Here is a 25870-nt window from a genome sequence, read left to right on the forward strand (position 1 = left end):
GGATTCCAACGATCTTCGAAGCGGGCAGGAGCCGGCCCGGCCGGCGCGACACGGCCTAGCCTGGAGGGGTGTACGAGGAAAGGCGTTCGTCAGCCGTGCCCGGAGCCGTGCTGTGGCGCGCCGGGGGCGGCGGCGGGGTCGTGCTGCCCGACGGGTGCATGGACCTGATGTGGGCCGGGGAGCGGCTGCTGGTGGCCGGGCCCGACACCGGGCCGCATCCCGCCGGGGAGGTCCCGGGCGGCACCTTCAGCGGCATCCGGCTCGCGCCCGGCGCCGCGCCCGCGCTGCTCGGCGTACCGGCCCACCTGCTGCGGGACCGGCGGGTCGAACTGGCCGACCTCTGGCCGGCCCGGGAGGTACGCCGCCTCGCCGGGCGGGTCGCGGGGTACGGGGACCCGTGCGCCGGACTGGAGGAGCTCGCCGCCCGCCGCGCCGCCGAAGCCGGTCCGCCGGACCCGCTGGCCGCCGAGGTCGTGGCCCGGCTCCGCGCCGGGGACGCCGTGGCCGGGATCGCCGCGGCGGTGGGCCTGGGGGAGCGCCAGCTGCGCCGGCGCTCGCTCGACGCCTTCGGGTACGGGGCCCGGACCCTCGGCCGGATCCTCCGGCTGCGCCGCGCCCTCGCGCTGGCCCGGTCCGGGATGCCGTACGCCGAGGTGGCCGCCGTGGCCGGGTACGCCGACCAGGCGCACCTGGCCCGCGAGGTCCGCGCGCTGGCCGGGACCACGCTCGGAACCTACGCGGCGGCCTCCGCCGGGGCGAACAGCGAGACCTCGCAGCCGTCCGGGTCGAGGAGCACGGCGTAGCGCTGGCCCCAGAAGGCGTCCCAGGGCTTCAGGTGCCCGGGGTACCCGGCGTCGGTCAGCTCGGCGTACAGGGCGTCCACCTCGGCGGGGGAGTCGCACAGGAAGGCCAGCCCGAGGCGGCCGGCGCCGCCGGTGGGCGGGGTGAAGGACGGGTCGAAGGAGCGGATGGTCTCCTCCGTGTCCCAGGCGACCCGCAGTCCGCCGGGCAGGGTGGCCTCGACGTGCGGCTGGTCGTCGGACCCGGCGGGGACGTCCAGCCCGAGGCGGCGGTAGAAGGCGAGGGAGGCGGCCATGTCGGAGACGACCAGGCCGATCACATCGAGTCGGGGAGTCATGGGAGCAGGCTAGGCAGCCCCGGACGCGGGCGTCTTGAACGAAACGGACATGGCCCGGCCGGTCCGCCGGACCCGGTCGGTCGCGCCGGTCGCACCGTCCGGAGACGGCCCGGAGACGGTCCGGGGCCGTCGCCGTCCGCAGTGGCCGGTGCACGGGGATTGACGGACCGTCAGGGTCGGGCGCAAGTTATATCGGGTAGCCGACATAACTTCCGGGAGCCGTCCATGACCTCGCCGAACCGCCGGTCGCATCCCCTCGGTTCGCATGCCCGCGGTTCGCAGCCGGAGCCGGAGCCGGAGCCGGAGCCGGAGCCGGAGCCGGAGCCGGAGCCGGAGCCGGAGCCGCAGCCGCAGGCGGAGCCGGATGCCGCGCCCCCGCCCGGCCGACAGGAGCGGCGCAAGTCGGAGACCCGTACCCGGCTCATCGACGCGGCCGCCGAGCTCTTCGCCCGCAAGGGCTTCCACGCCGTCTCGGCGGAGGCGGTGGCCGACGCCGCCGGCCGCACCACCGGCGCGCTCTACAGCCACTTCGGCGGCAAGGAGGGCCTGCTGCTGGCGCTCCTCGAAGTGTGGAAGGAGCGCACCGCCGAGGAGCTCGCCGCCGAGATCGCCGGCAGCGCGGACCCCGCCGTGCACTTCTCCGCGATGTGGAAAAGCCTCACCCGCCCTCGCCCCGACCGCGGGGACTCCTGGCTGCTGCTGGAGGCGGAGCTGTGGCTGTACGCCGCCCGCGGGCCGCTCGTCGGCGGCCTGCTGGCCCAGCGCTACGCCGAGATCCGGGCCCAGCTCGGCGAGGGCCTCGCCGACTGGGGCGAGGCCACCGGCACACCCCTCACCCGCCCGCCGGAGGAGACCGGGGCCCTGGTCCTGGGCGTCCTGCTCGGCCTGGCCATGCAGCACCGCCTCGATCCGCAGGGCATTCCCGACGCCCTCGTCGTGGAAGCGCTCGGCGCGCTCCTGAGCCCTCCTTGACCCCCCTGCCCCTTGACCCCCTTGGCTCCCCTTGCACCTCTCCTGAAGACCTCCCGGACCCGTCCGGACCTGCTGAACCCGCTGAAGGGAAGTGGACCGTGACCCCCACCGGTGAAGTGGACCTGCTGGAGGACACCTGGGCCCGCGGGGTCCCGCACGAGCAGTTCACCCGGCTGCGTCGCGAGGACCCGGTCCACTGGCACGAGGTGCCGGGCGGCCACCAGGGCTTCTACGCCGTCACGCGGCACGCCGACGTCAAGGCGGTCAGCCGCGACCCCGAGCTCTGGTCCACGGAGCTCGGCTCCTTCATGGTGCGCGACCAGAGCCCCGAATCCCTGGAGACCCTCAGGCTGGTCCTGCTCGGCATGGACGCCCCGCGCCACTCCCGCTACCGCGCCCTGGTCAGCGCGGGTTTCACCCCCAGGGTGGTGCGCCGGCTGGCCGCCCGCATCGGTGAGCGGGCGACGGCCCTGGTGGACACGGCCGTCGTCCCGGGCCGGGACATGGACTTCGTCTCCGAGGTGGCGGCCTGGCTGCCCATCCAGACGATCTGCGAGATGGTCGGCGTACCGCAGGGCGACGAGCGGCTGGTCTTCGACTGGAGCAACCGGATGGCCGGCGGCCAGGACCCGGAGCTCTCGGCGGGCCGGCACGACAGTGACCTGGCCGCCGCCGAGATCTATGCCTACTGCGACGCGCTGGCGGCCGAGCGGCGGGCCCGCCCCCGGGAGGACATCCTCTCCACCCTGGTCCACGCGGAGGTGGACGGGGACCGGCTCACCCCGCACGAGATCAACATGTTCTTCGTGCTGCTGTGCGTCGCGGGCAACGAGACCACCCGCAACCTGCTGTCCGCCACCGTGCTCGCGCTCGCCGAGCACCCCGCCGCCCGCGCCGAACTGGCGGCGGCCCCGCACGACGAGGCGCTGTGGACCTCGGCCACCGAGGAGTTCCTGCGCTGGGGCGGCTCGATCCACAACTTCCGGCGCACCGCGACGCGCGACACCGTCCTGCGCGGCCGCCCGATCGCCGCGGGCCAGAAGGTCGTCACCTTCTACACGTCCGCCAACCGCGACGAGGAGGTCTTCGCCGACCCCTTCACCTTCGACATCCGCCGCGCCCCGAACGACCACCTCGCCTTCGGCGGCGGCGGCCCGCACTTCTGCCTGGGCGCGGGCCTGGCCCGTACGCAGATCAAGGCGCTGATCCGCGAACTGCTGCGCCGCCACCCCGGCTTCGGCGTCACCGGCCAAGTCCGCAGGCTGCGCTCGGACTTCATCAACGGGATCAAGTACCTGCCCGTCCGCTTCGATCCGACCGTCCGGCACTGACGGGTGACGACCCGGGAGCGCCGGCCCCGGAAAAAGAACTGGCGTCCGCGGGAAGAGGCTTGTTACGGTGGATCCGTTCCCGCCGACCGGTGCGGAACCATCAGCATGTGCATGACCCGGAGGTGAGTTCATTGATGACTGTCGTCGCGCAGGGCGCTGCCCGCAATCAGAAGGCCATCGATGTCATTTCCGTGGTCTCCGGCTGACCTCATACTTCTCCGCGTGCCGCTGAGCCGGCGCGCGTACGGCCGGGGCCACCCTGTGAAGGGTTCCCCTTGTCTTTCTCCGCTTTCCCGCAGGCCTCCCTCTCCCACGCCCTCGCCCCCTTCGGCTGGGACGGCGCCTGGGCGGCCGAGTTCACCCCGTACGCCGAGCAGGGCCTCCTGCCCGGCCGGGTCGTACGCGTCGACCGCGGCCAGTGCGACCTCATGACCGCGGACGGCATCGTCCGCGCCGACACCGCCTTCGTCACCCCGCACGACCCGCTCCGGGTCATCTGCACCGGTGACTGGGCCGCCGTCGAGGCGGCCGGCAGCCCCCGGTACGTCAAGGCGTACCTGCCGCGCCGGACCGCCTTCGTACGGTCCACCTCCTCGCAGCGGTCCGAGGGCCAGATCCTCGCCGCCAACGTCGACCACGCGATCATCGCCGTCTCCCTCGCCGTGGAACTGGACCTGGGCCGCATCGAGCGGTTCCTGGCCCTGGCCTGGGAGTCGGGGGCGCAGCCGCTGGTCGTCCTCACCAAGGCGGACCTGGTCCCGGACCCGGCGACGCTCGCCCACCTCGTCCAGGACGTGGAGAGCACCGCGCCGGGGGTCCAGGTACTCACCGTCTCCTCCCTCACCGGCGAGGGCACGGACGTCCTCGCCGCCGTCGTCGGGGACGGCACCAGCGTGCTGCTCGGCATCTCCGGCGCGGGCAAGTCCACGCTGGCCAACGCGCTGCTCGGCGCCGAGGTCATGGAGGTCCAGGAGGCCCGCGAGGTCGACGGCAAGGGCCGCCACACCACGACCACGCGCAACCTGCTCGCCCTGCCGGGCGGCGGCGTACTGATCGACACGCCCGGGCTGCGCGGCGTGGGCCTCTGGGACGCCGAGATCGGCGTGGGCCAGGTCTTCTCGGAGATCGAGGAGTACGCGACGCAGTGCCGCTTCCACGACTGCGCGCACGTCGCGGAGCCGGGGTGCGCGGTGCTGGCCGCCGTGGACTCGGGCGAGCTGGCGGAACGCCGCCTGGAGAGCTACCGCAAGCTGCTCCGGGAGAACCAGCGCATCGTCGCGAAGACGGACGCGCGCCTCCGCTCGGAGATCCGCCGTGACTGGCGGCTGAAGTCGGCCGAGGGACGGGCCAACTACGCGGCGAAGCGCACCGGCCGGGCGTGACCCCTGCGGGGAGCCCGCCCGTGCCCCCGCGGGTACGTGGGCCCCGCCGGGCCGGGCTCCGCCGTCCTCCCGGGCGCGGCCCTGCCCGCCCCGTCCGGCCTCGCCGACGGGGCGGGCCGGCCGTTCCTCCCCGGCCTGGCAGGGGCGGCGGCCCGCGCGGGCTACGCGTCGAGGCCCCACGCGTGGATCCGCTCCGGGTGGATGCGGATCACCTCCGGGGCGAAGTGCGGACCCAGCGCGTGCGGGCCGGTCTCCAGAGTGGCGTAGCCGCGGATCTCGATGCCCCGGACCCGCCACGGGCGGGTGCTCACCAGGTCGTCCACCACCAGGGACAGCCGCGGGTTGCCCTGGAGGTTGCGCCACTTCTTCGTACCGCCCATGGCCATCCCGCCCACCAGGACCGTCCCGTCCTCCTGCGGGAAGAAGCCCACCGGATTCGCCTGCGGCTGCCCGGCCGCGTCCACGGTCGCCAGCCGTCCCAGGCGCTGGGACCGCAGGTACGCCGACTCCGCCTCGCTGAAACCCTCGAACTCCCTCATGCCGCAAAGCCTCGCAGCCGCCGCGCGCCCCCGCATCGGGCGCCGGACCTAGGCCGAAAGGTCCCGGGCGGCAGGAACCCGGGCCGCAGGAACCCGGGCCGTGAGGGCCCCCGCCGTACCCGCCCTCACGCCGGCAGGTTCAGCTGCCAGGAGACGCCGAAGCGGTCGTTCACCCAGCCGAACTTGGGGCTGAACCCGTACGAGCCCAGTGGCATCAGCTCCGTGCCCTGTTCGGCGAGGGCCCCGTAGAGGCGGTCCAGCTCGTCCTCGCTCTCGCACTGGACGAACAGCGACACCGCCGGGGTGAAGCCGAACTCGTGCTTGACGTGGCTGTCGATGCACATGAACCGCTGCCCGGCGAGCGCGAACGTGGCGTGCAGGACGGTGCCCTCCGGGCCCGGGCCGTCGGCGCCGTAGCGGCTGATGTCGACGACCTCGGAGTCCTCGAACAGCGAGGTGTAGAAGGTCATGGCCTCCTCCGCCCGGCCCTCGAACATCAGGAACGTGGTGATCTTCTGCGGCATCGAGGCCATGGTGGTGCCCTCCGGGTGCTGGGTGTGCCCTTCCGGCCGAGGCTAGGGCACCCCTCCGACACCTACACCCCCGCCGCCACCGCGCCCGCCCACGCGCCCACCACCAGCAGGCACGCGAACAGCTCCACCAGCACGCTCGTCCCCACCTCCCGCATCACCGCCCGCACCGAGGCCCAGGCCTCGCCGTGGGTGCCCAGCCGGAGCCGTTCGCACAGGTAGATGCCCCCCACGAAGCCGGGGACCGCCCCCAGTACCGGGATCAGTACGAAGCCCAGCAGCGCCCCGGCCCCCGCGTACGCCGCCATCCGGGAGGTGGCCCCCACCGCCCGCAGCCGCCGGGGCGGCAGCTGCCACTTCACGACCTGGACCACCAGCAGCAGGGCCGTCGCCGAGACCAGCAGGGACCACGCCAGGGCCGACCGTTCGTGCAGCGCCCACCACAGCAGCCCCGCCCACACCAGCCAGGTGCCCGGCACACCCGGGACCAGCACCCCCAGCACCCCGAGCAGCAGCACCAGCCCTACGAGCAGCAGCTGAGCCCCTTCCATCTGCTCAGCCTGACCGACCAGGGCCTATCGGGCCACCCAGCCCCTCTCGTACGCGTGCCAGCCCAGCTGGAGCCGCGTCGTGACCCCGGACAGTTCCATCAGGCCCTTCACCCGCCGCTGCACCGTCCGCAGGCCCAGCTCCAGGTGCTTGGCCACGCTCGCGTCGGTCATGCCCGCCAGGAGCAGCGAAAGGATCTCCAGGTCCGTGGCGTCGGGGCTGCCCCCCGACTCCTCCGCCGAACCGGTCGAGCCCAGCCGCAGCGGCAGCGACTCCCGCCACACCGCCTCGAACAGGCCCATCAGGGACTCCAGCAGCCCCGAGGCGTGCACCACCAGCGCCGCCGGCTCCGCGCCGCGCGCCGTCAGCGGGACCATGGCGAGGGTCCGGTCCGCGATCACCAGCTTCGTGGGGACCTGCCCCGTCACCCGGACCCGTTCGCCGCGCGCCAGCGCCGTCGACGCCTCGCGGATCCCGCTCGGCAGGGTCAGCACCTCGCGCTCGATCACCACCCGGTACTCGACGCCCCGTACGGAGGCCCGTTCCTCGGCCTCGTTCTCGGTGCCCGTCACCACCTGCGGCCGGCCGGTGACCAGCGCGCACACCTCCTCCACGGCGCCCAGCTGGAGCTGGTGGAAGCGGTGCGCCACCGCACTCGCGCCCTGCACCACCTCCACCAGGTCGTGCACCGCGGGCTCGGCCGCCTCCGCCCGGTACTCCTGGGCCAGCAGCGCCGCCGCCAGCTCCGCCTGCTCCAGCTCGTGCCGCTGCTGGGTGAGCAGGGCGCCGAGGGCGACTCCCGGCGGGGCCGCCACCCACCGCCCCGGCCGGGCCGAGGACTGCGCGGCGAGCCCCTGCCGCTCCAGGTGCCGCAGCGCCCGTTCGGTCTGCTGCACCGGCAGGGCCAGGCGGTGGGCGAGGTCCGGCACTTCCGCCGCCCCCAGCGCCACCAGCGCGCGGTAAGCGGACTCCTGGCCCTCGTCCAGGCCTATCGCACTCAGCAACCCGTCCACCCCGCTCTCGGTACTCCCGCACACCGCCGCCTGGCGGGAAGCGGCCACGGCGCAAACCCGCCGCGGACATCATCGCCGCACCACCCGCCGCTCTGCCAAGGTCATGCCACCGCAGCACCAACATCCGCTGGCCAGAAGCCATTTACGCGGCGGCTTTGCCGCGCAATGCAGTGGTTGGCCGGAATTCACCTGGGGAGAGCGATGCGCCCGATATCGCGTACGGCGCTGGGAGCGGCCACCGCGGCCGTCCTGGCCGCCACCGCCGTGGGTCCGTCCACGGCACAGCCGAGCGACGGAGGGCCGGCCGGCAGACCCCTCGTCGGGAGCGAGGAGGCCGCGAAGCAGCCCACGGCCCCCGTCACCGTCACCCTCGTCACCGGCGACCGGATCCTGGTCTCCACCGACGCGGCCGGCCGCACCGCCGCCACCGCCATGCCGCGCGAGGACGGCTCGCAGCCGCTCGTGCAGACCCGCCGGTCCGGCAAGGACCTGTACGTCTACCCCGAGGGCGCGGTCAAGGCGCTCGCCGCGGGCAAGGTCGACGAGGAGCTCTTCAACGTCACCGGCCTCGTCCGGCAGGGCTACGACGACGCGCACGCCAAGAAGCTCCCGCTGATCGCGGTCTACGACGGCTCCGTGGACGTGGCGCGCAGCGCCCCGCCCGCGCCGCGCGGAGCCGAGCGCTCCCTCGTCCTGGACTCCATCGGCGCGCTCGCGCTCGCCGCCGACAAGCAGCAGGCCGCCGCCTTCTGGGCCGACGTCACCGGTACGGACGCCCGCGCGCGCTCCGTGTCCGGCGGGCTGAAGAAGCTGTGGCTGGACGGCAAGGTCCAGGCGAACCTGGAGCGCTCCACGCAGCAGGTGGGCGCGAACGCCGCCTGGGCCGCCGGATACGACGGCAAGGGCACCAAGGTCGCCGTCCTGGACACCGGCACCGACCTGGAGCACCCCGACCTCAAGGGGCGCGTCGCGGCATCGAAGAACTTCACCGACTCCGACACCGACGCGGACCGCCAGGGCCACGGCACCCACACCATCTCCACCGTCGGCGGCTCCGGAGCCGAGAGCGGCGGAGCCAAGAAGGGCGTCGCCCCCGGCGCCGAGCTGCTCAGCGGCAAGGTCCTCGACGACGGGGGCTACGGCCTCGACTCGTGGATCATCGCCGGTATGGAGTGGGCCGTCGAGAACAAGGCCGACGTGGTCTCCATGAGCCTCGGCGATCCCTCCCAGACCGCCTGCGACGACCCGCTCGCCGCCGCCGCCGAACGCCTCTCGCAGCAGGGTCCGCTGTTCGTGATCGCCGCCGGGAACTCCGGCCCCGGCAACAACACCGTCTCCTCGCCCGGTTGCGCGGCCAGTGCGCTGACCGTGGGCGCCGTCGACCGCGACGACACCACGGCGAACTTCTCCAGCCGCGGCCCGGCCGGACTCCAGCACACCCTCAAGCCCGAGATCGCGGCCCCCGGCGTCGGGATCTCGGCCGCCGCGGCGGGCGGCCGCGGGGCGTACGCCTACCAGTCGATGTCCGGCACCTCCATGGCCACCCCGCACGTCGCGGGCGCCGCCGCGATCGTCAAGCAGCGCCACCCCGACTGGACCTCCCAGCAGATCAAGGCCGCCCTGGTGGGCTCCGCGAACACCCGGGTCCCCGGGGACGTACGGGAGACCGGCGGCGGCCGCCTCGACGTGAAGGCCGCCCTCGACACCACCGTCACGAGCGCCGCCGCCGTCCAGGGCGGTACGTACAACTGGCCGCAGGACCGCAGCGACCGCACCAGCGTCGAGGTCCCGTACACCAACACCGGCAAGAGCCCGGTCACCCTGGACCTCGCCGTCGAGACGGTCACCGGCAACGACGGCTCGGCCGTCCGCAGCCAGGTCGCCCGCCTCGACCGGCGCACGGTGACCGTCCCGGCCGGCGCCACCGTCAAGGTGCCCCTCGCCCTCGACCCGGCCGCGAAGCTGGAGCGCTCCCAGTACGGGGACGTCACCGGCCGCGTCGTCGCCACGGCGAAGGGGGTGCGCGTCTCCACCCCCTTCTCGCTCTACGTGGAGCCGCAGACGGTGACCCTGCGCGTCAAGCTCGTCGACCGTTCGGGCAAGCCCGCCGCCGGACCCTCCTCGCTGGACGTCATCGGCACCGACGACGCCACCGGCGAGCGCCGCTTCAACGACGGCTCCGTGGACCAGGTCTACCGGGTCCGCCCGGGCGCGTACTTCCTCTCCGCCTTCGTCGGCACCCCCGACTCCGGTGAGGGCGCCGAACTGACCGACTCCCTCACCTACCTCGGCCGCCCCCAGGTCGAGGTGAAGAAGGACACCACCGTCGTACTGGACGCCCGCAAGGCCGGGCGCCTGGCCGTCGAGGCCGACCGGCCCGTCGAGGCCCGCAACACCACCCTCGGCTTCGCCCGCAGCTGGGACGACACCTGGCTGCACGCCGGCACCGCCATGGGCGGCCGGACCATCCGCGGCTACTACGCCTCCGTCGAAGGCCGCGCCGAGGACGGGGACTTCGAGTTCGCCAGCTACTGGCGGGCGGCCGCGCCGCTCGTCACCGAGCTGAAGGCCGTCGGCGGTCCGGTCCTGCACCCGATCACCGCGTCCACCGGCAGCGACAACCTCGACGGAAACGGCACCGCGCCGCTCGTCGACGCGGGCACCGGTACCCCCGAAGAGCTCGCCGCGGCCGGCGCCAAGGACGCGATCGTCCTGGTCAAGGTCACGGACGGGGCGCTGTACGAGGTCGCGCAGCACGCCAAGGAGGCCGGCGCCAAGGCGGTCCTCGCCCACCGCGAGGCCCCCGGCCGCTGGGTCGGCTTCACCGGCTACGCGGGCGGCGCGCTGCCCGCGATGTCCATCGAGGCCGCCGAGGGCAAGGCGCTGCTGGCCCGGCTGGCGGCGGGCAAGGTCACGCTGTCCTGGAAGGCCACCGCGAAGAGCCCGTACGTCTACTCCCTCGTCTTCCCCGAGACGGGAGAGGTCGAGGGCGGCCACACCTACCGGGTGCGCGACCGCGACCTCGGCCAGGTCGACTCCACCTACAACTCCATGGGCGTGGCAGCCGACTTCATCGACCTCGCCGGGGCCTACCGGCCGATCGGCAGCGCGGTGTACTTCGGCGGCATCGAGACCGTCGCGACGCCGGGCAAGCGCACCGAGTTCTACACCCCCGGGGACACGGCCTGGGACCAGGTGCTGTCCAGCAGCTTCCCCTGGGGCGAGTTCATGGTCGGCGAGCAGCACGCCTACACCAAGGGACAGAAGACCACGGCGAGTTGGTACGACGGGGTGACCGGCCCGGTCGCGCCGCGCGACCTCTCCGGCAAGGAGACCCTGGCCGCCGAACGGCAGGGCAACCTGATCGGCTTCGCCGCCGCCATGTGGGGCGACAGCCGCCACGCGGCCCAGCCCGGCTCCTTCGGTGACATCGGCAACCTCCAGCTCAAGCGGAACGGCGAGGTCGTCGGCGACAGCTGGTACCCGTTCGGGGTCTTCGAGATCCCGGCCGAGGAGGGCCGGTACGAACTGACCCAGGCCATCGAGAAGATCGGCCCGCCCTCGCGGGTCTGGCAGCGGTCCACCTCCGTCCGGACGACCTGGGGCTTCACCTCGAAGCTCGACGCGTCGGCGTACTCGCAGGGGCTGCCGATCCTCTTCCCGCGGTACGCGGCCCCGCTGGACGGGATGAAGACGGTCGCGGCGGCGGACGGCCAGACCATCGGCCTGAGCGTCACCGGACACGCGGGCTACGCGCCCGGCGCGCTGAAGTCGGCGAAGCTGTCGTACTCCTACGACGGTGAGAACTGGACGGCGGCGACGGTCAGCGAGCGCGGCGGCGCCTGGACCGCGACCGTGAACCACTCCGGAGCCTCCGGCAAGCCGGTGTCGCTGAAGGTCGAACTGACCGACGCGAACGGCGCCTCGGTCACCCAGACGGTCGCGCGGGCGTACGACGTCCGCTAGTCCGTACGGGTAGAGGGGGAGGGGTCCACCGGGCGGCGGCCCGGTGGACCCTTTTCGTGTGTTCCGCGTTTTCCGCCCCTGCCGGAGGCCGACAATGAGGGCATGAGTCAGCAGGGCGCGGACGACTGGTGGCAGAAGCTCTACGAGGACCCTGACGCGGGACCGGAACCGGATCCGGGGGACACCCTGGACAACCGGTTCCGTTCGGCGTCGGTCCTGGTGACGGACCCGGCGCCGGAGCCGGGCCCGGATCCGGCGCGAGCTCCGGAGGCGGCGCGGGGCCCGGATCCCGGGCGGGGCCCGGAGCCGGGACGAGGCCAGGCCCCGGAGCCGGTACGAGGCCCGGATCCGGCGCGGGGTCCGGCCCCGGTGCCGGGGATGCGGCCGGAGGCCGATCCGGCACCGCGCGGCGCGGGGCTGTACGGCGCAGGGCCGCATGGCGCGGAGTCGGACGGTCCGGGACTGCCCGGCGCGGGGCCGCATGGCGCGGGGCCGGACGGCGCGGGACTGCCCGGCGCGGGGCCGCACGGTCCGGGGCCGCATGGCGCAGGCCCGGACGGTCCGGGGCCGCACGGCGCGGGGCCGCACGGTCCGGCGGGAGCGCGTCCCGGACCGCCGGAGGCCCCGCGTTCCCCCGACGGCCTCCTCCCGGGCCCCCGCCGCTCCTCACCGTCGCCGGCCGTGTCGCCGCCGTCCCCAGCAGTGCCGCCACCGGCACCGCCACCGGCCGTGCCGCCCCCGCCCCCGGCGGCATTCCCGCCCGCGGCCCCGCCGGTCGCCCCACCGCCCCCACCACCCGCAGCGGAGGCGGCGCCCCCGCCCCCGCCTCGGCTTCCGGCCGGGCCGCAGTTCCCGCCGGCTCCGGCCCCGATGGCGCCCCCGCCGCCCCAGCGGGCGGCCGTGCCTCCGCAGGCCGCGGTGTCGCCTCCGTCGCCCCCGGCCCCGCCCCCGGCTGCAGCCCCGCCCGGCGGCCCGCACCGGGACGTGGACGCGCCGCCTCCGTCGCCCCCGGCCGGGGCGCCGCGGGATCCGCGGGCGGGCGGGGCGACCGGGTACGCGCTCGGGGGTGTGGCCGTACCGCCGATGCCGCCGCCGGAACCGCCCGCTTGGCGTTGGGAGGTGCCGCCGGAGGCCCGGCCCGAGGCGGCGCCGGAACCGCCGCCCGCGGCCGCGCCCCCACCCCCGCCCACAGCCCCGGCCCCCGCCGCCGGCCGGCCCGAGGTGCACCACCTCGGTGACCGGGCCCCGACCTACGCGCCCGAACCCGGCGCGCTCCCGTCCGCCGACCCGGCCGCGGTGGAAGCCCTCACCCCCGACACCGTCCTGGAGGGGGCCCGCTACGGCACCTACACCCTGCGCGCCGCCTCCCTGCGCGGGGACTCCGCCCGCTTCCGGGGCGAGGCCCGCCGGGACTTCCTGCTCACCGCCCGCTTCGGCGGCGGCGACGAGGCCCTGGTCCTCGTCGTCCTGGCCGGCGGCGACCGGGCCGCGCCCGGGGCCGCCGAGGCCGCCGCCGAGCTGGGCCGCAGCGTCGCGGCGGCCGTCGGGCGCAGCCAGGAGCGGCTGGCCGACGACATCAGGGCCGGGCGCCGCGACGCCCTGCGCTCCGGGCTCCAGCGGCTCACCGACCGGGGCTACGGGCGGCTGCGGGCCCGCGCCGCCGAGCTGGGGCTGGCGGAGGACGCGTACACAGCGGGACTGCGCGGGCTGCTGCTCCCGGTGGACCCGCAGTGCCGGACCCGGGTGTGCTTCGGCTCCGGCGCGGGCGGGCTGTTCCGGCTGCGGTCCGGCGCGTGGCAGGACCTCGAACCGGTCGAGGAGACCTCCCCCGAGTCGGCCGAGCCGGCCGAGCGGGGCTTCCGCTTCCGCGCCTCGGTGGCTCGGCCCGGGGACACCCTGCTGCTGTGCTCCGGCGGCCTGGCCGAGCCGATGCGGGAGGAGGCGAGCCTGCCGGCCGAACTCGCGGTGCGCTGGTCCGAGCCCGAGCCCCCGGGCCTCGCGGCCTTCCTCGCGGACACCCAGCTCCGCCTCAAGGGGTACGCGGACGACCGTACGGCCGCCGCGGTCTGGGAGGCGTAACCGGCGCATACGTGGCTGGATGGGAGGCACACGCAACGGAGAACCGGACGCGACCGGACCGGACACCGGGAAGGGTGCACCCCTCATGGCCAAGCAGAACGTGGCGGAGCAGTTCGTCGACATCCTCGTACGCGCGGGCGTCCGCCGGATGTACGGAGTCGTCGGCGACAGCCTCAACCCCGTGGTGGACGCGATCCGCCGGACGGGTGACATCGAGTGGATCCAGGTCCGCCACGAGGAGACGGCGGCCTTCGCGGCCGGCGCCGAGGCCCAGATCACCGGCCGCCTCGCCGCCTGCGCGGGCTCCTGCGGTCCGGGGAACCTGCACCTGATCAACGGGCTGTACGACGCCCACCGTTCGATGGCACCGGTCCTCGCGCTCGCCTCCCACATCCCCTCCTCGGAGATCGGCCTCGGCTACTTCCAGGAGACCCACCCCGACCGGCTGTTCGCCGAGTGCAGCCACTACAGCGAGCTCATCTCCAACCCCCGGCAGATGCCCCGCGTGCTCCAGACCGCCATCCAGCACGCCGTCGGACGCAGCGGCGTCGGCGTGGTCGCCCTGCCGGGGGACATCGCCGCCGAGCCCGCGCCGGAGAAGACGGTGGAGCACGCACTCGTCACCACCCGCCCCTCGGTGCGTCCCGGCGACGGTGAGATCGAGAAGCTGGTCCGCCTCGTCGACGAGGCGGACAAGGTCACCCTCTTCTGCGGCAGCGGCACCGCGGGGGCGCACGCCGAGGTGATGGAGTTCGCCGGCCGGGTCAAGGCACCGGTCGGGCACGCCCTGCGCGGCAAGGAATGGATCCAGTACGACAATCCGTACGACGTCGGCATGAGCGGCCTGCTCGGCTACGGCGCCGCCTACGAGGCCACCCACGAGTGCGATCTCCTCATCCTCCTCGGCACTGACTTCCCCTACAACGCCTTCCTGCCCGACGACGTGAAGATCGTCCAGGTGGACATCCGGCCCGAACACCTCGGACGGCGCTCGCAGTTGGACCTCGCCGTCTGGGGAGACGCGCGGGAGACCCTGCGCGCCCTCAACGCCCGGGTGAAGGTCAAGCCGGACCGGCGCTTCCTGGACCGGATGCTGAAGAAGCACGCGGACGCGCTGGAGGGAGTGGTGAAGGCGTACACGCGCAAGGTCGAGAAGCACACGCCCATCCACCCCGAGTACGTGGCCTCGGTGCTCGACGAACTCGCCGACGAGGATGCCGTGTTCACCGTGGACACGGGCATGTGCAATGTGTGGGCGGCGCGCTATCTTTCCCCGAACGGCAAGCGGCGCATCATCGGCTCCTTCAGTCACGGCTCGATGGCCAACGCCCTCCCGCAGGCCATCGGCGCACAGTTCACCGACCGCGGCCGTCAAGTGGTGTCGATGTCGGGTGACGGCGGTTTCTCGATGCTGATGGGAGATTTCCTCACCCTGGTGCAGTACGACCTGCCCGTCAAAGTGGTCCTCTTCAACAACTCCTCACTCGGAATGGTCGAGTTGGAGATGCTGGTTTCCGGCCTGCCCTCGTACGGGACGGCGAACAAGAACCCCGACTTCGCCGCCATCGCCCGCGCGGCGGGCGCGTACGGGGTCCGCGTGGAGAAGCCCAAGCAGCTCAGCGGGGCATTGAAGGACGCGTTCCGGCACAAGGGACCCGCTCTCGTGGACGTGGTGACCGACCCCAACGCCCTGTCCATTCCGCCGAGGATCAGCGCCGAAATGGTGACCGGATTCGCACTTTCCGCCAGCAAGATCGTGCTGGACGGGGGAGTGGGCCGGATGGTTCAGATGGCTCGATCCAACCTGCGCAACGTGCCGCGCCCCTGAGCCCGAAGGAGTGCAGACCGGCTCGGGGGGCATGCATCCCGTAGAGCTGTTCGAGAGTGACGACACGGGGGAGGGGCATCGCCGTGCGGGTGGGGGCGAAGACCGGGAAGCAGTGGAAGAGAGGCAGGCCCGTACCGCGGGAACCGTCCACCGGTGAGGACGGGGGTCCGGCGGACCCGCTGCGGATCACCCGGAGCGTGTGCCGGGCGGATCTCAAAGCGGTGGGCGAAGTCCGCAGAGCATTACGGGAGTTGATGCGTCGCCGGTGCGATACAGGCGCCGCCGACGTGGCGGAGCTGTTGATCACCGAACTCGTCACCAACGCCCTCGTGCACACCGACCGGGGTGCGGAGGTGTCCGCGAGCCTCGCCGCCACCCGGCTGCGGGTGGAGGTCCGGGACTACGCCGCCTGCCGGCCCCGGCCGTACGTACCGACCGCCGACGACGGTACGCACGGCCGGGGACTGATGCTGGTGCAGACGCTCGCCGATGCCTGGGGCGTGGACTCGCTGCCCCCGGGAAGCGGGAAAGTGGTGTGGTTCGAACTGGACGGAGGGCCCGCCTGAGGGGCGGGCCCGGGCGGAGTCAGCCGAACTGCTGCTCCAGGTCCTTCAGTTTGCGCTCCAGGGAGTCGAGTCGGGGAATGGTCTGGGTGTCGTCCTCGGCGGTGAGGTCCACCGTCCGGGGGCCGGTCACGGTCAGGTCAGCGGATTCGGTTCCGCTGACGGCCTGGAGCGAGGGCAGGCGGCGCAGGGGTGGCAGCACTCCCGGTTCCGCTATGGCCGGCTCCGCGCCGACCGGCGCGGAGCCCGTTCCGGGGGCCAGCCCCGGCATGTCGACCTGGCGGGCGCGTGCACGTCCGAACGCCCGGTTCTGCCGGCCCAGCGCCCGGATGTGCGCGCGGTCCAGGCGGTGCTGTTCCCGCCTGCGGTGCCGGTCCTGCTCCTTCTCCTTCTTGTCCTCGCGCACCTCGTCCACGGCCTCGTCGAGGGTGCGTACGCCCTCCAGCAGCATGAGTGACCACGCGCCGAAGGTCTCCCGGGGTGCCCGCAGCCAGCGGACCATCCGGATCTGCGGCAACGGCCGCGGGATCAGGCCCTGTTCGCGCAGCGCCGCCCTGCGGGTCTGCTTGAGGGCGCGGTCGAAGAGGACGGCCGCGGAGAGCGACATCCCGGCGAAGAACTGCGGGGCGCCGTCGTGGCCGAGCCCCCGGGGGGCGTGCACCCAGTTGAACCAGGCGGCCGCTCCCGCGAACAGCCAGACCAGCATGCGCGAGCCGAGGGCCGCGTCGCCGTGGCTGGCCTCGCGGACGGCGAGCACCGAGCAGAACATCGCGGCGCCGTCGAGGCCGAAGGGGACCAGGTACTCCCAGCCCCCGGAGAGGCTCAGGTTCTGCCGGCCGAAGCCGACCAGCCCGTGGAAGGAGAGGGCGGCGGCGACCGCCGCGCAGCAGAAGAGCAGCACGTACGAGGCGGTTCCGTAGACGGCCTCCTTGCGCCGCCGCCGTTCCTCGCTGCGCTCCCAGCTGTCCTCGGCCGCGGCCTTCTCGCTCTCGCGCTTGCCTCGGGCCAGTACCGCAACTGCCGCAAGCACGCCCAGGATCAGCAGGCTGCCGGGCAGCAGCCAGTCCAGCGATATGTCGGTCAGTCTCATGCGGATGTCCCTTGCCTCGCGTATGCGGCTTTCCGGGCGCCATAGTGGCGCAGCCGGTCCGCCGTACACGCGGGTTTCGGGTCAAGTGGACGCCAACGGGGGGCGGGTCCCGCCGGATAGGGTGTTGTGGATCGAACTGGCGCCCGTACGGGTCGAGTTGAGTTCGATTACGGTCACCCCTGCGGGTGGGTTCAGGCGGCGGCGGCCGCGGTCAGCCGGGCGACGCGTTCCGCGTCGCAGGTCCGGGGGCAGGTGTCACAGGCGTCGTCCGGGCGGATCGTGTAGAAGAAGCAGCAGCTTGCCCGGTCCCGGGTGGGCAGCTCGCCGCCGTCGGGGCCCGTGAGCGTACGGAACCCCGCGCCGCCGGTGTACGGGGCCGTCGAGCCCGGCAGCAGCGCCGCCAGCTCGGCCATGACCCGCTGCTCCTCGCCGAGCAGCTGCCCGAGGTACCAGAGGCCCTCGACCACGTCGTCGGTCACCATGCCCCACAGGGCCCGCCGGCCGCGCCGCATCCGCGGGCCGAAGCCTTCCAGCAGCGGTTCGAGGTGCTGGGCCACCGCGACCCGCACCTCGGCGCGCAGCGCCTCCTCGTCCGGCACGACCCGCGCCCCGGGGAGGGCGGCCGCGGGGTCGTCCGGCAGGCAGGCGAACTCCTCGACGCGCACGGACATCCGGCCGAGGGTCCGGTGGTAGGCCACCTGGGTGACGGAGAGCCGGGGGACCCTCCGCAGCAGCACCCAGGGGGCCGTGATCAGCAGGCAGGCCGGCCACGCGTACCGGTGCAGGCCGAAGCTCGCGATCACGTCGGGGCGGGCCTGGGCCCCGTAGTCCCTCAATACCTGGGCGTTGTCCCAGGCGAGGAAGGCGTCGAGGGCGGGCCCGCCTCCGGCGAGCTCGTCCGCGCCGGCCCACCCCACACCGCGAGGGGCCGGTTCGTGCGCGGCTCGCTCGATGACCCGCAGTCCGTCGTAGACCTCGGCCAGGCGGGCGTACGCCTCCGCCACCGGAGAGCCGGCCGGGGCGGAAGGGGCGTCCAGGGCAGGGGGTACGACAGTGACGGCCATGAAGGGACCACCGAATCGTGCGATCGTTAACAGGTTAGCCTTACCTTACCCGATCTCGGCAAGGCCGTATCCTCGGGGCAGCCCGCGACCCGTAGGAGAACCGAGTGCACGACACGGCCCGAGCCCAGGTGCCGGAACAAAGGCGCAAGGTGTTGCGCCATTCGGTGCGCGGGCAGATCCTCGACGCCCTGCGCGCGGCCCTGCTCGAAGGCGAGCTGGCCCCCGGGGAGATCTACTCGGGCCCCGGGCTGGGCGAGCGGTTCGGGGTCTCCGCGACCCCCGTGCGCGAGGCGATGCAGCAGCTCGCCCTGGAAGGGGCGGTGGAGTGCCTGCCCAACCGCGGCTTCCGGGTCCTGTCCCGCACCCCGCGCGACGCGGCCGAGCTGGCCGAGGTACGGGCCCTGCTGGAGGTCCCGGTCATGCTGCGGCTGGCCGGCTCCGTGCCCGCGGCGACCTGGGAGGCGCTGCGTCCCGTGGCCGCCGCGACGGCCGAGGCGGCGCAGGCGGGGGACCTGGCGGGCTACCTGGACGCCGACCGGGCCTTCCACCGCGCGGTGCTCGCGCCGGCCGGCAACGCGCAGCTGGTCCAGGTGGCGGAGGGGCTCCACCGGCGGGCGCAGTGGCCCCTGCCGGGCGCTCCGCGGGTGCGGCGGGGGGATCTCGTCGCCGATGCGGCGGAGCATGTGGCGCTGCTGGATGCGCTGGTCGCGCGTGACCTCGCGGCGGTCGAGGCCGTGGTCCGCGGACACTTCGCGGGCTCCAGGCCCTGACGCTGCGCCCGCGCCTGCGGCCCGGCTCCTGGGGCTCCACCCCGGACCCCGCGCCTCAAACGCAGGCGGGGCTGGAATCGGGCTGAGCCCCGTCCTGCCTGCGGGTCGGCTGCTGGGGCTCCGCCCCGGACCCCGCGCCTCAATCGCCGGCGAGGCTGGATTTGGCGGGGCCGGGTCGGGGAAGTTCAGCCCCGCCGGCGATTAAGGCGATTGGTGGCGGGGGCTACGCCGCAGGCGACGGGGCGGGCGAGGGGGCCGGTTGGAGCTGGTCCGCCAGCCAGGTGGGGATGCCGCCCAGGAGGTGGAACAGGCGGCGGGCCTCCGCGCGCAGGCGGGTGGCTTCCGGTTCCGGTTCGGCCTCGGCCAGGGCGGCCAGCGCGGGGGCCGTGCCGACCAGGAAGCCGAGCTCCTCGCGGATCCGCAGGGATTCCACGAAGCCCTTGCGGGCCTCGGCCACCTCACCGTCCCGCAGGGCCAGCGCCGCCAGGTGCCGCCAGGTGAACGACAGCAGCAGGGTGTCCCCGTGGGCCAGCGCCCCCGTATGGGCCCGGCGGTACGCCGGCCGCGCCGACTGCGGGTCGTCCGCCAGGTGCTCGGCGACCAGGCCCCGGCGGAAGTCCAGCAGCGGCCGGGTCCGGGAGCCGGGGGACAGCAGGGCCGCCGCCCGGCCCAGGGCCGAGCGGGCCTCGTCCGCCCGGTCGCGTACGCCGAGCACGGTGGCGGCGTAGGCCAGCTGGCCCCGCTCGCAGGCCGCCGCTCCGCGGTCGTCGTCGTCCTGTGCCACCGCCTCCGCGATCCGCAGCGCGTCCTCCGCCTCGGACCAGCCCTGTCCGGTGAACAGGCACCGCTCGACCAGCAGCGCGGTCCGCTGCACGGCCGCTCCGGCGTTTCCGGGCTTGCCGACGTGTGGCGTCAGCAGCGCCGCGGCGTCGGTCCAACAGCCGCGCGAACGCAACCGCCATATCGCCCGCTGGAGGGGGTCTTCGCCCCCGGTAGATCCGGCACCGGACATGGCGGTGTCCGCCACATTGCCCTCCCCAAAGCAATCAAGCCGCACATCATTGGGCCCTGGGGCGAAATGAGAGCACGGATCGGCGGCTCCGGCCAAGGGGTCGGGTGAACCTTTTCACAAAGTCCGGACGGATCATCAGCCGCCCCCGGGCCGGGCCGCACGGCCGCGGGGCGGATCTCCTCAGCTCATCCGCAGTGCGAGGAAGAAGTCGAGCTTGTCCTCCAGCCGGGACAGGTCCCGGGACGTCAACTGCTCGATTCGCCCGACCCGGTACCGCAGCGTGTTGACGTGCAGGTGCAGCCGGGTCGCGCAGCGGGTCCACGAGCCGTCGCAGTCCAGGAAGGCCTCCAGGGTCGGGATGAGCTCCGCCCGGTGGCGCCGGTCGTAGTCCCGCAGGGGGTCCAGCAGCCGGGCCGTGAAGGCGCGGCGCACGTCGTCCGGCACGAACGGCAGCAGCAGCACGTGCGAGGCCAGCTCGTGGTGGCCGGCGGCGCAGACCCGGCCCGGGCGGGCCGCGGCGACCCGGCGGGCGTGCCGGGCCTCCTCCAGGGCCCCGCGCAGCCCCTCGGCGGAGTGCACGGCCGCGCTGACGCCCAGGGTGAGCCGGCCGTCGTCGGCCAGGCCTGCCGCCAGGGGGTCCCGTACGGATGCGAGGAGCACGTCGGCGTGCAGGGCCGAATCCGGGCCCTTGTCCTCCCCGCCCTCCCCGGCCAGCGCGGGCAGCGGCACGAGGGCGATGGCCTCATCACCCGCGTGGGCGACCGCGATCCGGTCCGAGGGCTCGGGCCCCGACACGGACGGGTCGACGAGGATCTCCTCCAGCAGCGACTGGGCCACCGGGCCGCCGGGGATGTCCCCGTTGTCCCAGTCCACCCGGGCCACGACGACCTGCCAGTGCGGTGCGGCGCCCAGCCCGGGCAGCAGCACCGGGGCGGCCACCCGCAGGCGGGCGGCGATCTCGGCGGGCGGTGCACCCGTCTGGACCAGTTCGAGGACCTCCTGGGCCAGGCGGCGGCGCACCGTGCGGGCCGCGTCGCGCCGGTCGCGCTCCACGGCGATGAGCTGGGTGACGCCCTGGAGCAGGTCCAGGCGCTCGGCCGGCCAGTCGCCCGCGTCCGCCTCGACGGCCAGCAGCCAGTCCGACAGCACGGTCTCGCGTACGTCCCGGGCGACCGTGCCGGCGGCGCCCCGGCCGTGTCCTCTGATCGGGAACAGGGAGTAGGTAATACCCTGGATGGAGATCCGGTGGGGCCCTCTGCGGCCCGTCCGGACCGCCGCGAGGTGCTCGCTCGCCAGGGCTGCGCACACGCCCGGCGCCAGCGGCTCGCCCGCCCCGGCGATCTGCCGGCCCGTGGGGGACAGCACCCAGGCCCGGAGATCGAGGTCGGTGGTGAGCAGATCCAGCACCACGTCGGGGCCGCCGCCGGCCGGACCCGAGGTCATCAGGCGGCGGTGGCGGTCCACGACGGCCGCGAGATCGCCTGCCCGCTCACCGGACACCTGGCGCACCACGTACTCGGTGATCGTGGCGAATGCAACGTCTTCGTTCACGGCGAACAGCGGCAGCCGGTTGCGCACACAGGCCGATACCAGATCGTCCGGGATGGCTCCCAGCTCCGCCTCGCCCGCCGCCAGCCCCGCGACGCCCGCGCTCGCGAGGATTCGTACGAACGGCTCGGAGTCGGCCGAATTTCTACGCCAGGCCAGGCCAGTGAGGACGAGTTCGCCCCCGGAGAGGTACCGGCTGGGATCGCGCAGGTCGGTCGTCATGACCCCGCGGACCGTCCGGTCGAGTTCTTCCTCGCCGCCGAGCAGCCGCAGCCCCAGCGCCTCGGTTTCCAGCAGTGCGCGCAGCCGCATGATGTCGCCGCCGATCTGTCTCGAATGTTGCCGTTGGAAATCGGGCAGGTCGTCGCATCCTGCCTTTCATACGAATCTACAAGACGAGGGAGGCCGCCAGCCAACTCCTTCATGGTTTCGGTGACTGCACCCGGGGGACGCGCGGCTTGTGTACTGACTCCACACCGCGTTAACAGCACGTGAACGACCAGTCGAGGGCCCCTAGGCCTCCTGGCTTGAAGTGAACGACACGATGAAGAAGAAGAGAGCCGCTCATGGACTTCCTTCGCCCCGCCAGCTGGGAGGAGGCGCTCGCCGCTAAGGCCGAGTTCCCCACAGCTGTGCCGATTGCGGGTGGCACCGACGTGATGGTCGAGATCAACTTCGACCACCGCCGGCCGGAGTACCTCCTGGACCTGAACCGCATCGGTCTGCTGCGGGAGTGGGAGGTCGGCGAGGACGTGGTCCGTCTGGGCGCCTCCGTCCCGTACACGCAGATCATGGAGAACCTCCGGACGGAGCTGCCGGGTCTCGCGCTCGCCTCGCACACGGTCGCGTCCCCGCAGATCCGCAACCGCGGCGGTGTCGGCGGCAACCTCGGTTGCGCCTCGCCGGCCGGCGACTCCCACCCCGCGCTGCTCGCAGCGGGTGCCGAGGTCGAGGTGGAGTCCGTACGCGGCTCGCGCCTGATCCCGATCGACGAGTTCTACACCGGCGTCAAGCGCAACGCGCTGGCCGCCGACGAGCTCATCAAGACCGTCCACATCAAGAAGGCGGACGGCCCCCAGCAGTACTCCAAGGTCGGCTCCCGCAACGCGATGGTCATCGCGGTCTGCGCGTTCGGTCTGGCGCTGCACCCGGAGACCCGCACCGTCCGTACCGGAATCGGTTCGGCCGCGCCGACCCCGATCCGGGCGAAGGCCGCGGAGGAGTTCCTGAACGCCGCGCTCGAAGAGGGCGGCTTCTGGGAGTCCGGCAAGGTCATCACCCCGTCGATCGCCAAGCAGTTCGGTGACCTCGCCTCCGGCGCGGCCAACCCGATCGACGATGTCCGCGGCACGGCGAAGTACCGCCGTCACGCGGTCGGCATCATGGCTCGCCGCCAGCTGGTCTGGACGTGGGAGCAGTACCGCGGTACCGGCAACGGCCGCTCGCTTGAAGGGGCTGCGTAACCATGCGCGTCAATTTCACTGTCAACGGTCGTCAGCAGGAAGCCGACGACGTGTGGGAGGGCGAGTCCCTTCTCTACGTCCTGCGTGAGCGTCTGGGCCTGCCGGGTTCGAAGAACGCCTGCGAGCAGGGCGAGTGCGGTTCCTGCACCGTCCGTCTCGACGGCGTGCCGGTCTGCTCCTGTCTCGTGGCCGCCGGCCAGGTCGAGGGCCGCGACGTCGTGACCGTCGAGGGCCTGGCGGAGTTCGCCAAGCAGCGCGAGGAGCACGGCCACGGCGGTGCCTGCGGCACCGGCGGCGGCTGCGGCAGCAAGGGCGTGTCCCTGGACGCGGCCAAGCAGTGGCAGGCCAAGCCGGGCGACTCGCAGACCGGCGAGGGCGTCGAGCTCTCCAACATCCAGCAGGCGTTCATCGACGCCGGCGCCGTCCAGTGCGGTTTCTGCACCCCGGGCCTCCTGGTCCAGGCCGACGCGCTGCTCGAGGAGAACTCCTCCCCGTCCGACCAGGACATCCGTGAGGCCCTGTCCGGCAACCTGTGCCGCTGCACGGGCTACGAGAAGATCCTCGACGCGGTCCGCCTCGCGGCCGCCCGTCAGGCAGAGGCGGTCTGACCATGGCTCAGAACACGCGCACGGTGCCCGCAGGCGCGCCGACGAACGTCAGCCAGAAGCACAACAAGGGCGGCATCGGCGAGTCCACGCTGCGCCCGGACGGCACCCTCAAGGTCACCGGTGAGTTCGCGTACTCCTCGGACATGTGGCACGAGGACATGCTGTGGGGCCAGACCCTGCGCAGCACCGTCGCCCACGCCGAGATCGTCTCCATCGACATCTCCGAGGCGCTCGCCATGCCCGGCGTCTACTCGGTGCTGACGTACGACGACCTGCCGGCCGAGATGAAGAACTACGGCCTGGAGATCCAGGACACCCCGGTCCTCGCCAACGGCCGGGTGCGCCACCACGGTGAGCCGGTCGCCCTCGTGGCCGCCGACCACCCGGAGACCGCCCGCCGCGCGGCCGCCAAGATCAAGATCGATTACCGTGAGCTGCCGCTCGTCACGGACGAGGCCTCGGCCCTCGCCGCCGACGCGCCGCTGATCCACGAGGGCCGCGACGACCACCACATCGGTCACGTCCCGCACCCGAACATCGTCCACCGCCAGCCGATCATCCGCGGAAACGTGGAAGAGGCCCGCAAGCGCGCCGACGTCATCGTCGAGGGCGAGTACACCTTCGGCATGCAGGACCAGGCCTTCCTCGGCCCGGAGTCCGGTCTGGCCGTACCGAGCGAGGACGGTGGTGTCGACCTCTACGTCGCCACCCAGTGGCTGCACTCGGACCTCAAGCAGATCGCCCCCGTCCTCGGTCTCCCCGAGGAGAAGGTGCGCATGACGCTCTCCGGCGTCGGCGGTGCCTTCGGTGGTCGCGAGGACATCTCGATGCAGATCCACGCCTGCCTGCTGGCCCTGGCCACGAACAAGCCGGTCAAGATCGTTTACAACCGGTTCGAGTCCTTCTTCGGTCACGTGCACCGCCACCCGGCGAAGCTCTACTACGAGCACGGCGCCACCAAGGACGGCAAGCTCACGCACATGAAGTGCAAGATCGTCCTGGACGGCGGCGCGTACGCGTCCGCTTCCCCGGCGGTCGTGGGCAACGCCTCCTCGCTCTCGGTGGGCCCGTACGTCCTCGAGGACGTGGACATCGAGGCGATCGCGCTCTACACGAACAACCCGCCCTGTGGCGCGATGCGCGGCTTCGGCGCCGTCCAGGCCTGCTTCGCGTACGAGGCCCAGATGGACAAGCTCGCGGCGAAGCTGGGCATGGACCCGGTCGAGTTCCGCCAGCTGAACGCCATGGAGATGGGCACGATCATGCCCACCGGCCAGGTCGTGGACTCCCCGGCGCCGGTCGCCGAGCTGCTGCGCCGGGTCAAGTCCCGCCCGCTGCCGCCGGAGCGCCAGTGGGAGAGCGCCGGCGAGGGTGCGGACGTCCGCGCGCTGCCCGGCGGTCTCTCGAACACCACCCACGGCGAGGGCGTCGTGCGCGGCGTCGGCTACGCGGTCGGCATCAAGAACGTCGGCTTCTCCGAGGGCTTCGACGACTACTCGACCGCCCGCGTGCGCCTCGAGGTCATCAACGGCGAGCCCGTCGCGATGGTCCACACGGCCATGGCGGAGGTCGGCCAGGGCGGTGTCACCGTCCACGCACAGATCGCCCGTACGGAGCTGGGTGTCACGCAGGTGACCATCCACCCGGCCGACACCCAGGTCGGCTCCGCCGGTTCCACGTCCGCCTCCCGGCAGACGTACATGACCGGTGGCGCGGTGAAGAACACCTGTGAGGCCGTCCGCGAGGCCGTCCTGGAGATCGGGCGCCGCAAGAACGGCTCCTACCACCCCGCGTGGGCCACCGCCGAGCTGCTGCTCGAAGGCGGCAAGGTCGTCACCGACGGCGGCGAGGTCCTCGCGGACCTGGCCGACATCCTCGAGGGCGAGGACGCGATCGACCTGGAGCTGGAGTACCGGCACCGGCCGACCGTCCCGTTCGACCTGGTCACCGGCCAGGGCGACGGCCACGTCCAGTACACCTTCGCCGCGCACCGCGCGGTCGTGGAGGTGGACACCGAGCTCGGCCTGGTCAAGGTCGTCGAGCTGGCGACCGCCCAGGACGTCGGCAAGGCCCTGAACATGCTGTCCGTGGTCGGCCAGATCCAGGGTGGTACCACCCAGGGCCTCGGCGTCGCGATCATGGAAGAGATCATCGTGGACCCGAAGACCGCGAAGGTGCGCAACCCCTCCTTCACGGACTACCTGATCCCGACCATCCTGGACACCCCGACCATCCCGGTCGACGTCCTGGAGCTCGCCGACCCGAACGCGCCCTACGGCCTTCGCGGTATGGGCGAGGCCCCGACCCTCTCGTCGACCCCGGCCGTCCTCGCGGCGATCCGGCAGGCGACGGGTCTGGAGCTCAACAAGACGCCGATCCGTCCGGAAGCCCTCACCGGGACCCTCTAGGACGGCGTGGTCCGGGG

The 25870-nt window shown here is 73.4% G+C and carries 21 protein-coding genes; 12 read left to right on the forward strand and 9 right to left on the reverse strand.

Annotated elements, in window-relative coordinates; translation table 11 throughout:
* Positions 1 to 68 precede the first annotated feature (68 nt).
* The gene (locus tag AB0D94_RS19220; RefSeq protein ID WP_362052941.1) at positions 69 to 803 is read left to right on the forward strand and encodes a helix-turn-helix domain-containing protein; all 735 of its coding nucleotides are present in this window, start codon (positions 69 to 71) and stop codon (positions 801 to 803) included.
* Here the strand turns inward: AB0D94_RS19220 and AB0D94_RS19225 are convergent.
* The gene (locus AB0D94_RS19225; RefSeq protein WP_362052944.1) at positions 734 to 1138 is read right to left on the reverse strand and encodes a VOC family protein; all 405 of its coding nucleotides are present in this window, start codon (positions 1136 to 1138) and stop codon (positions 734 to 736) included. The two genes, AB0D94_RS19220 and AB0D94_RS19225, sit on opposite strands and share 70 nt — an antisense overlap.
* Before the next feature lie 225 nt (positions 1139 to 1363).
* Between AB0D94_RS19225 and AB0D94_RS19230 the strand changes: the two genes are divergently transcribed.
* The 3 genes from AB0D94_RS19230 to rsgA all read left to right on the forward strand — a co-directional run bounded on the left by AB0D94_RS19230 (position 1364) and on the right by rsgA (position 4823).
* Positions 1364 to 2110, forward strand: a complete 747-nt coding sequence (locus AB0D94_RS19230; protein ID WP_362052947.1) for a TetR/AcrR family transcriptional regulator — start codon at positions 1364 to 1366, stop codon at positions 2108 to 2110.
* A 98-nt stretch (positions 2111 to 2208) separates the two neighbouring features.
* Positions 2209 to 3441, forward strand: coding sequence for a cytochrome P450 (locus tag AB0D94_RS19235; RefSeq protein ID WP_362052950.1), 1233 nt, complete (start codon positions 2209 to 2211; stop codon positions 3439 to 3441).
* A gap of 275 nt (positions 3442 to 3716) precedes the next feature.
* Complete coding sequence (rsgA, locus tag AB0D94_RS19240) at positions 3717 to 4823, forward strand: ribosome small subunit-dependent GTPase A (protein ID WP_362052953.1); 1107 nt, start codon at positions 3717 to 3719, stop codon at positions 4821 to 4823.
* A 161-nt stretch (positions 4824 to 4984) separates the two neighbouring features.
* On the opposite strand, the gene AB0D94_RS19245 is transcribed toward rsgA, so the two are convergent.
* The 4 genes from AB0D94_RS19245 to AB0D94_RS19260 form a co-directional block, all read right to left on the reverse strand.
* The gene (locus AB0D94_RS19245) at positions 4985 to 5362 is read right to left on the reverse strand and encodes a PPOX class F420-dependent oxidoreductase (RefSeq protein WP_362052956.1); all 378 of its coding nucleotides are present in this window, start codon (positions 5360 to 5362) and stop codon (positions 4985 to 4987) included.
* 125 nt (positions 5363 to 5487) lie between these two features.
* Positions 5488 to 5886: a VOC family protein gene (locus AB0D94_RS19250; protein WP_362052958.1), complete on the reverse strand. Its 399-nt coding sequence runs from the start codon at positions 5884 to 5886 to the stop codon at positions 5488 to 5490.
* Positions 5887 to 5957: 71 nt separating this feature from the next.
* Complete coding sequence (locus tag AB0D94_RS19255; RefSeq protein ID WP_362052961.1) at positions 5958 to 6443, reverse strand: DUF456 domain-containing protein; 486 nt, start codon at positions 6441 to 6443, stop codon at positions 5958 to 5960.
* A gap of 24 nt (positions 6444 to 6467) precedes the next feature.
* Positions 6468 to 7445, reverse strand: a complete 978-nt coding sequence (locus AB0D94_RS19260; RefSeq protein ID WP_362053044.1) for a helix-turn-helix domain-containing protein — start codon at positions 7443 to 7445, stop codon at positions 6468 to 6470.
* A 210-nt stretch (positions 7446 to 7655) separates the two neighbouring features.
* On the opposite strand from AB0D94_RS19260, the gene AB0D94_RS19265 reads away from it, so the two are divergent.
* The 4 genes from AB0D94_RS19265 (at position 7656) to AB0D94_RS19280 (ending at position 15893) form a co-directional block, all read left to right on the forward strand.
* Entirely contained in the window at positions 7656 to 11420 is a 3765-nt protein-coding gene (locus AB0D94_RS19265; RefSeq protein WP_362052963.1) for a S8 family serine peptidase, read from the forward strand.
* 1068 nt (positions 11421 to 12488) lie between these two features.
* On the forward strand, positions 12489 to 13499 hold the full coding sequence (locus AB0D94_RS19270; RefSeq protein WP_362052966.1) for a protein phosphatase 2C domain-containing protein: 1011 nt from the start codon (positions 12489 to 12491) through the stop codon (positions 13497 to 13499).
* Positions 13500 to 13584: 85 nt separating this feature from the next.
* Complete coding sequence (locus tag AB0D94_RS19275; protein WP_362052969.1) at positions 13585 to 15327, forward strand: pyruvate dehydrogenase; 1743 nt, start codon at positions 13585 to 13587, stop codon at positions 15325 to 15327.
* A 179-nt stretch (positions 15328 to 15506) separates the two neighbouring features.
* Positions 15507 to 15893 carry an ATP-binding protein gene (locus tag AB0D94_RS19280; RefSeq protein WP_362053047.1) on the forward strand — a complete coding sequence of 129 codons (387 nt, stop codon included), beginning with the start codon at positions 15507 to 15509 and terminating at the stop codon, positions 15891 to 15893.
* A 19-nt stretch (positions 15894 to 15912) separates the two neighbouring features.
* On the opposite strand, the gene AB0D94_RS19285 is transcribed toward AB0D94_RS19280, so the two are convergent.
* Positions 15913 to 16980 carry a DUF2637 domain-containing protein gene (locus AB0D94_RS19285; RefSeq protein WP_362052972.1) on the reverse strand — a complete coding sequence of 356 codons (1068 nt, stop codon included), beginning with the start codon at positions 16978 to 16980 and terminating at the stop codon, positions 15913 to 15915.
* 191 nt (positions 16981 to 17171) lie between these two features.
* Positions 17172 to 18044 (reverse strand): (2Fe-2S)-binding protein, encoded by an 873-nt coding sequence (locus AB0D94_RS19290; RefSeq protein ID WP_362052975.1) that lies wholly within the window; start codon positions 18042 to 18044, stop codon positions 17172 to 17174.
* Between the two features lie 104 nt (positions 18045 to 18148).
* Between AB0D94_RS19290 and AB0D94_RS19295 the strand changes: the two genes are divergently transcribed.
* Positions 18149 to 18814 carry a GntR family transcriptional regulator gene (locus tag AB0D94_RS19295; RefSeq protein WP_362052978.1) on the forward strand — a complete coding sequence of 222 codons (666 nt, stop codon included), beginning with the start codon at positions 18149 to 18151 and terminating at the stop codon, positions 18812 to 18814.
* Between the two features lie 223 nt (positions 18815 to 19037).
* Here the strand turns inward: AB0D94_RS19295 and AB0D94_RS19300 are convergent, their stop codons facing one another.
* On the reverse strand, positions 19038 to 19841 hold the full coding sequence (locus AB0D94_RS19300; protein WP_362052981.1) for a hypothetical protein: 804 nt from the start codon (positions 19839 to 19841) through the stop codon (positions 19038 to 19040).
* Positions 19842 to 20006: 165 nt separating this feature from the next.
* A complete protein-coding gene (locus AB0D94_RS19305) occupies positions 20007 to 21686 on the reverse strand; it encodes a PucR family transcriptional regulator ligand-binding domain-containing protein (protein ID WP_362052984.1) in 1680 nt (559 codons plus the stop codon).
* A 254-nt stretch (positions 21687 to 21940) separates the two neighbouring features.
* Here AB0D94_RS19305 and AB0D94_RS19310 point away from each other — a divergent pair, with 254 nt between their 5' ends.
* The 3 genes from AB0D94_RS19310 to pucD are packed head-to-tail and all read left to right on the forward strand — an operon-like array spanning position 21941 to position 25853.
* Complete coding sequence (locus AB0D94_RS19310) at positions 21941 to 22837, forward strand: xanthine dehydrogenase family protein subunit M (protein ID WP_031151493.1); 897 nt, start codon at positions 21941 to 21943, stop codon at positions 22835 to 22837.
* Positions 22838 to 22839: 2 nt separating this feature from the next.
* On the forward strand, positions 22840 to 23445 hold the full coding sequence (locus AB0D94_RS19315) for a (2Fe-2S)-binding protein (RefSeq protein WP_257553638.1): 606 nt from the start codon (positions 22840 to 22842) through the stop codon (positions 23443 to 23445).
* A gap of 2 nt (positions 23446 to 23447) precedes the next feature.
* A complete protein-coding gene (gene pucD / locus AB0D94_RS19320) occupies positions 23448 to 25853 on the forward strand; it encodes a xanthine dehydrogenase subunit D (protein ID WP_362052989.1) in 2406 nt (801 codons plus the stop codon).
* The last annotated feature ends 17 nt before the right edge of the window (positions 25854 to 25870 follow it).

Origin of the sequence: Streptomyces sp. NPDC048255 (assembly GCF_040652415.1) — a bacterium.
Lineage (GTDB): Bacteria > Actinomycetota > Actinomycetes > Streptomycetales > Streptomycetaceae > Streptomyces.

Bases quoted from the DNA above. Each gene is read 5' to 3' on its own strand.
- AB0D94_RS19245 (WP_362052956.1), bottom strand. From the start codon at position 5,362: ATGAGGGAGTTCGAGGGTTTCAGCGAGGCGGAGTCGGCGTACCTGCGG.
- AB0D94_RS19275 (WP_362052969.1), top strand. From the start codon at position 13,585: ATGGCCAAGCAGAACGTGGCGGAGCAGTTCGTCGACATCCTCGTACGC.
- AB0D94_RS19225 (WP_362052944.1), bottom strand. From the start codon at position 1,138: ATGACTCCCCGACTCGATGTGATCGGCCTGGTCGTCTCCGACATGGCC.
- pucD (WP_362052989.1), top strand. From the start codon at position 23,448: ATGGCTCAGAACACGCGCACGGTGCCCGCAGGCGCGCCGACGAACGTC.
- AB0D94_RS19310 (WP_031151493.1), top strand. From the start codon at position 21,941: ATGGACTTCCTTCGCCCCGCCAGCTGGGAGGAGGCGCTCGCCGCTAAG.
- AB0D94_RS19265 (WP_362052963.1), top strand. From the start codon at position 7,656: ATGCGCCCGATATCGCGTACGGCGCTGGGAGCGGCCACCGCGGCCGTC.
- AB0D94_RS19285 (WP_362052972.1), bottom strand. From the start codon at position 16,980: ATGAGACTGACCGACATATCGCTGGACTGGCTGCTGCCCGGCAGCCTG.
- AB0D94_RS19290 (WP_362052975.1), bottom strand. From the start codon at position 18,044: ATGGCCGTCACTGTCGTACCCCCTGCCCTGGACGCCCCTTCCGCCCCG.
- AB0D94_RS19250 (WP_362052958.1), bottom strand. From the start codon at position 5,886: ATGCCGCAGAAGATCACCACGTTCCTGATGTTCGAGGGCCGGGCGGAG.
- AB0D94_RS19315 (WP_257553638.1), top strand. From the start codon at position 22,840: ATGCGCGTCAATTTCACTGTCAACGGTCGTCAGCAGGAAGCCGACGAC.
- AB0D94_RS19305 (WP_362052984.1), bottom strand. From the start codon at position 21,686: ATGCGGCTGCGCGCACTGCTGGAAACCGAGGCGCTGGGGCTGCGGCTG.
- AB0D94_RS19230 (WP_362052947.1), top strand. From the start codon at position 1,364: ATGACCTCGCCGAACCGCCGGTCGCATCCCCTCGGTTCGCATGCCCGC.
- AB0D94_RS19255 (WP_362052961.1), bottom strand. From the start codon at position 6,443: ATGGAAGGGGCTCAGCTGCTGCTCGTAGGGCTGGTGCTGCTGCTCGGG.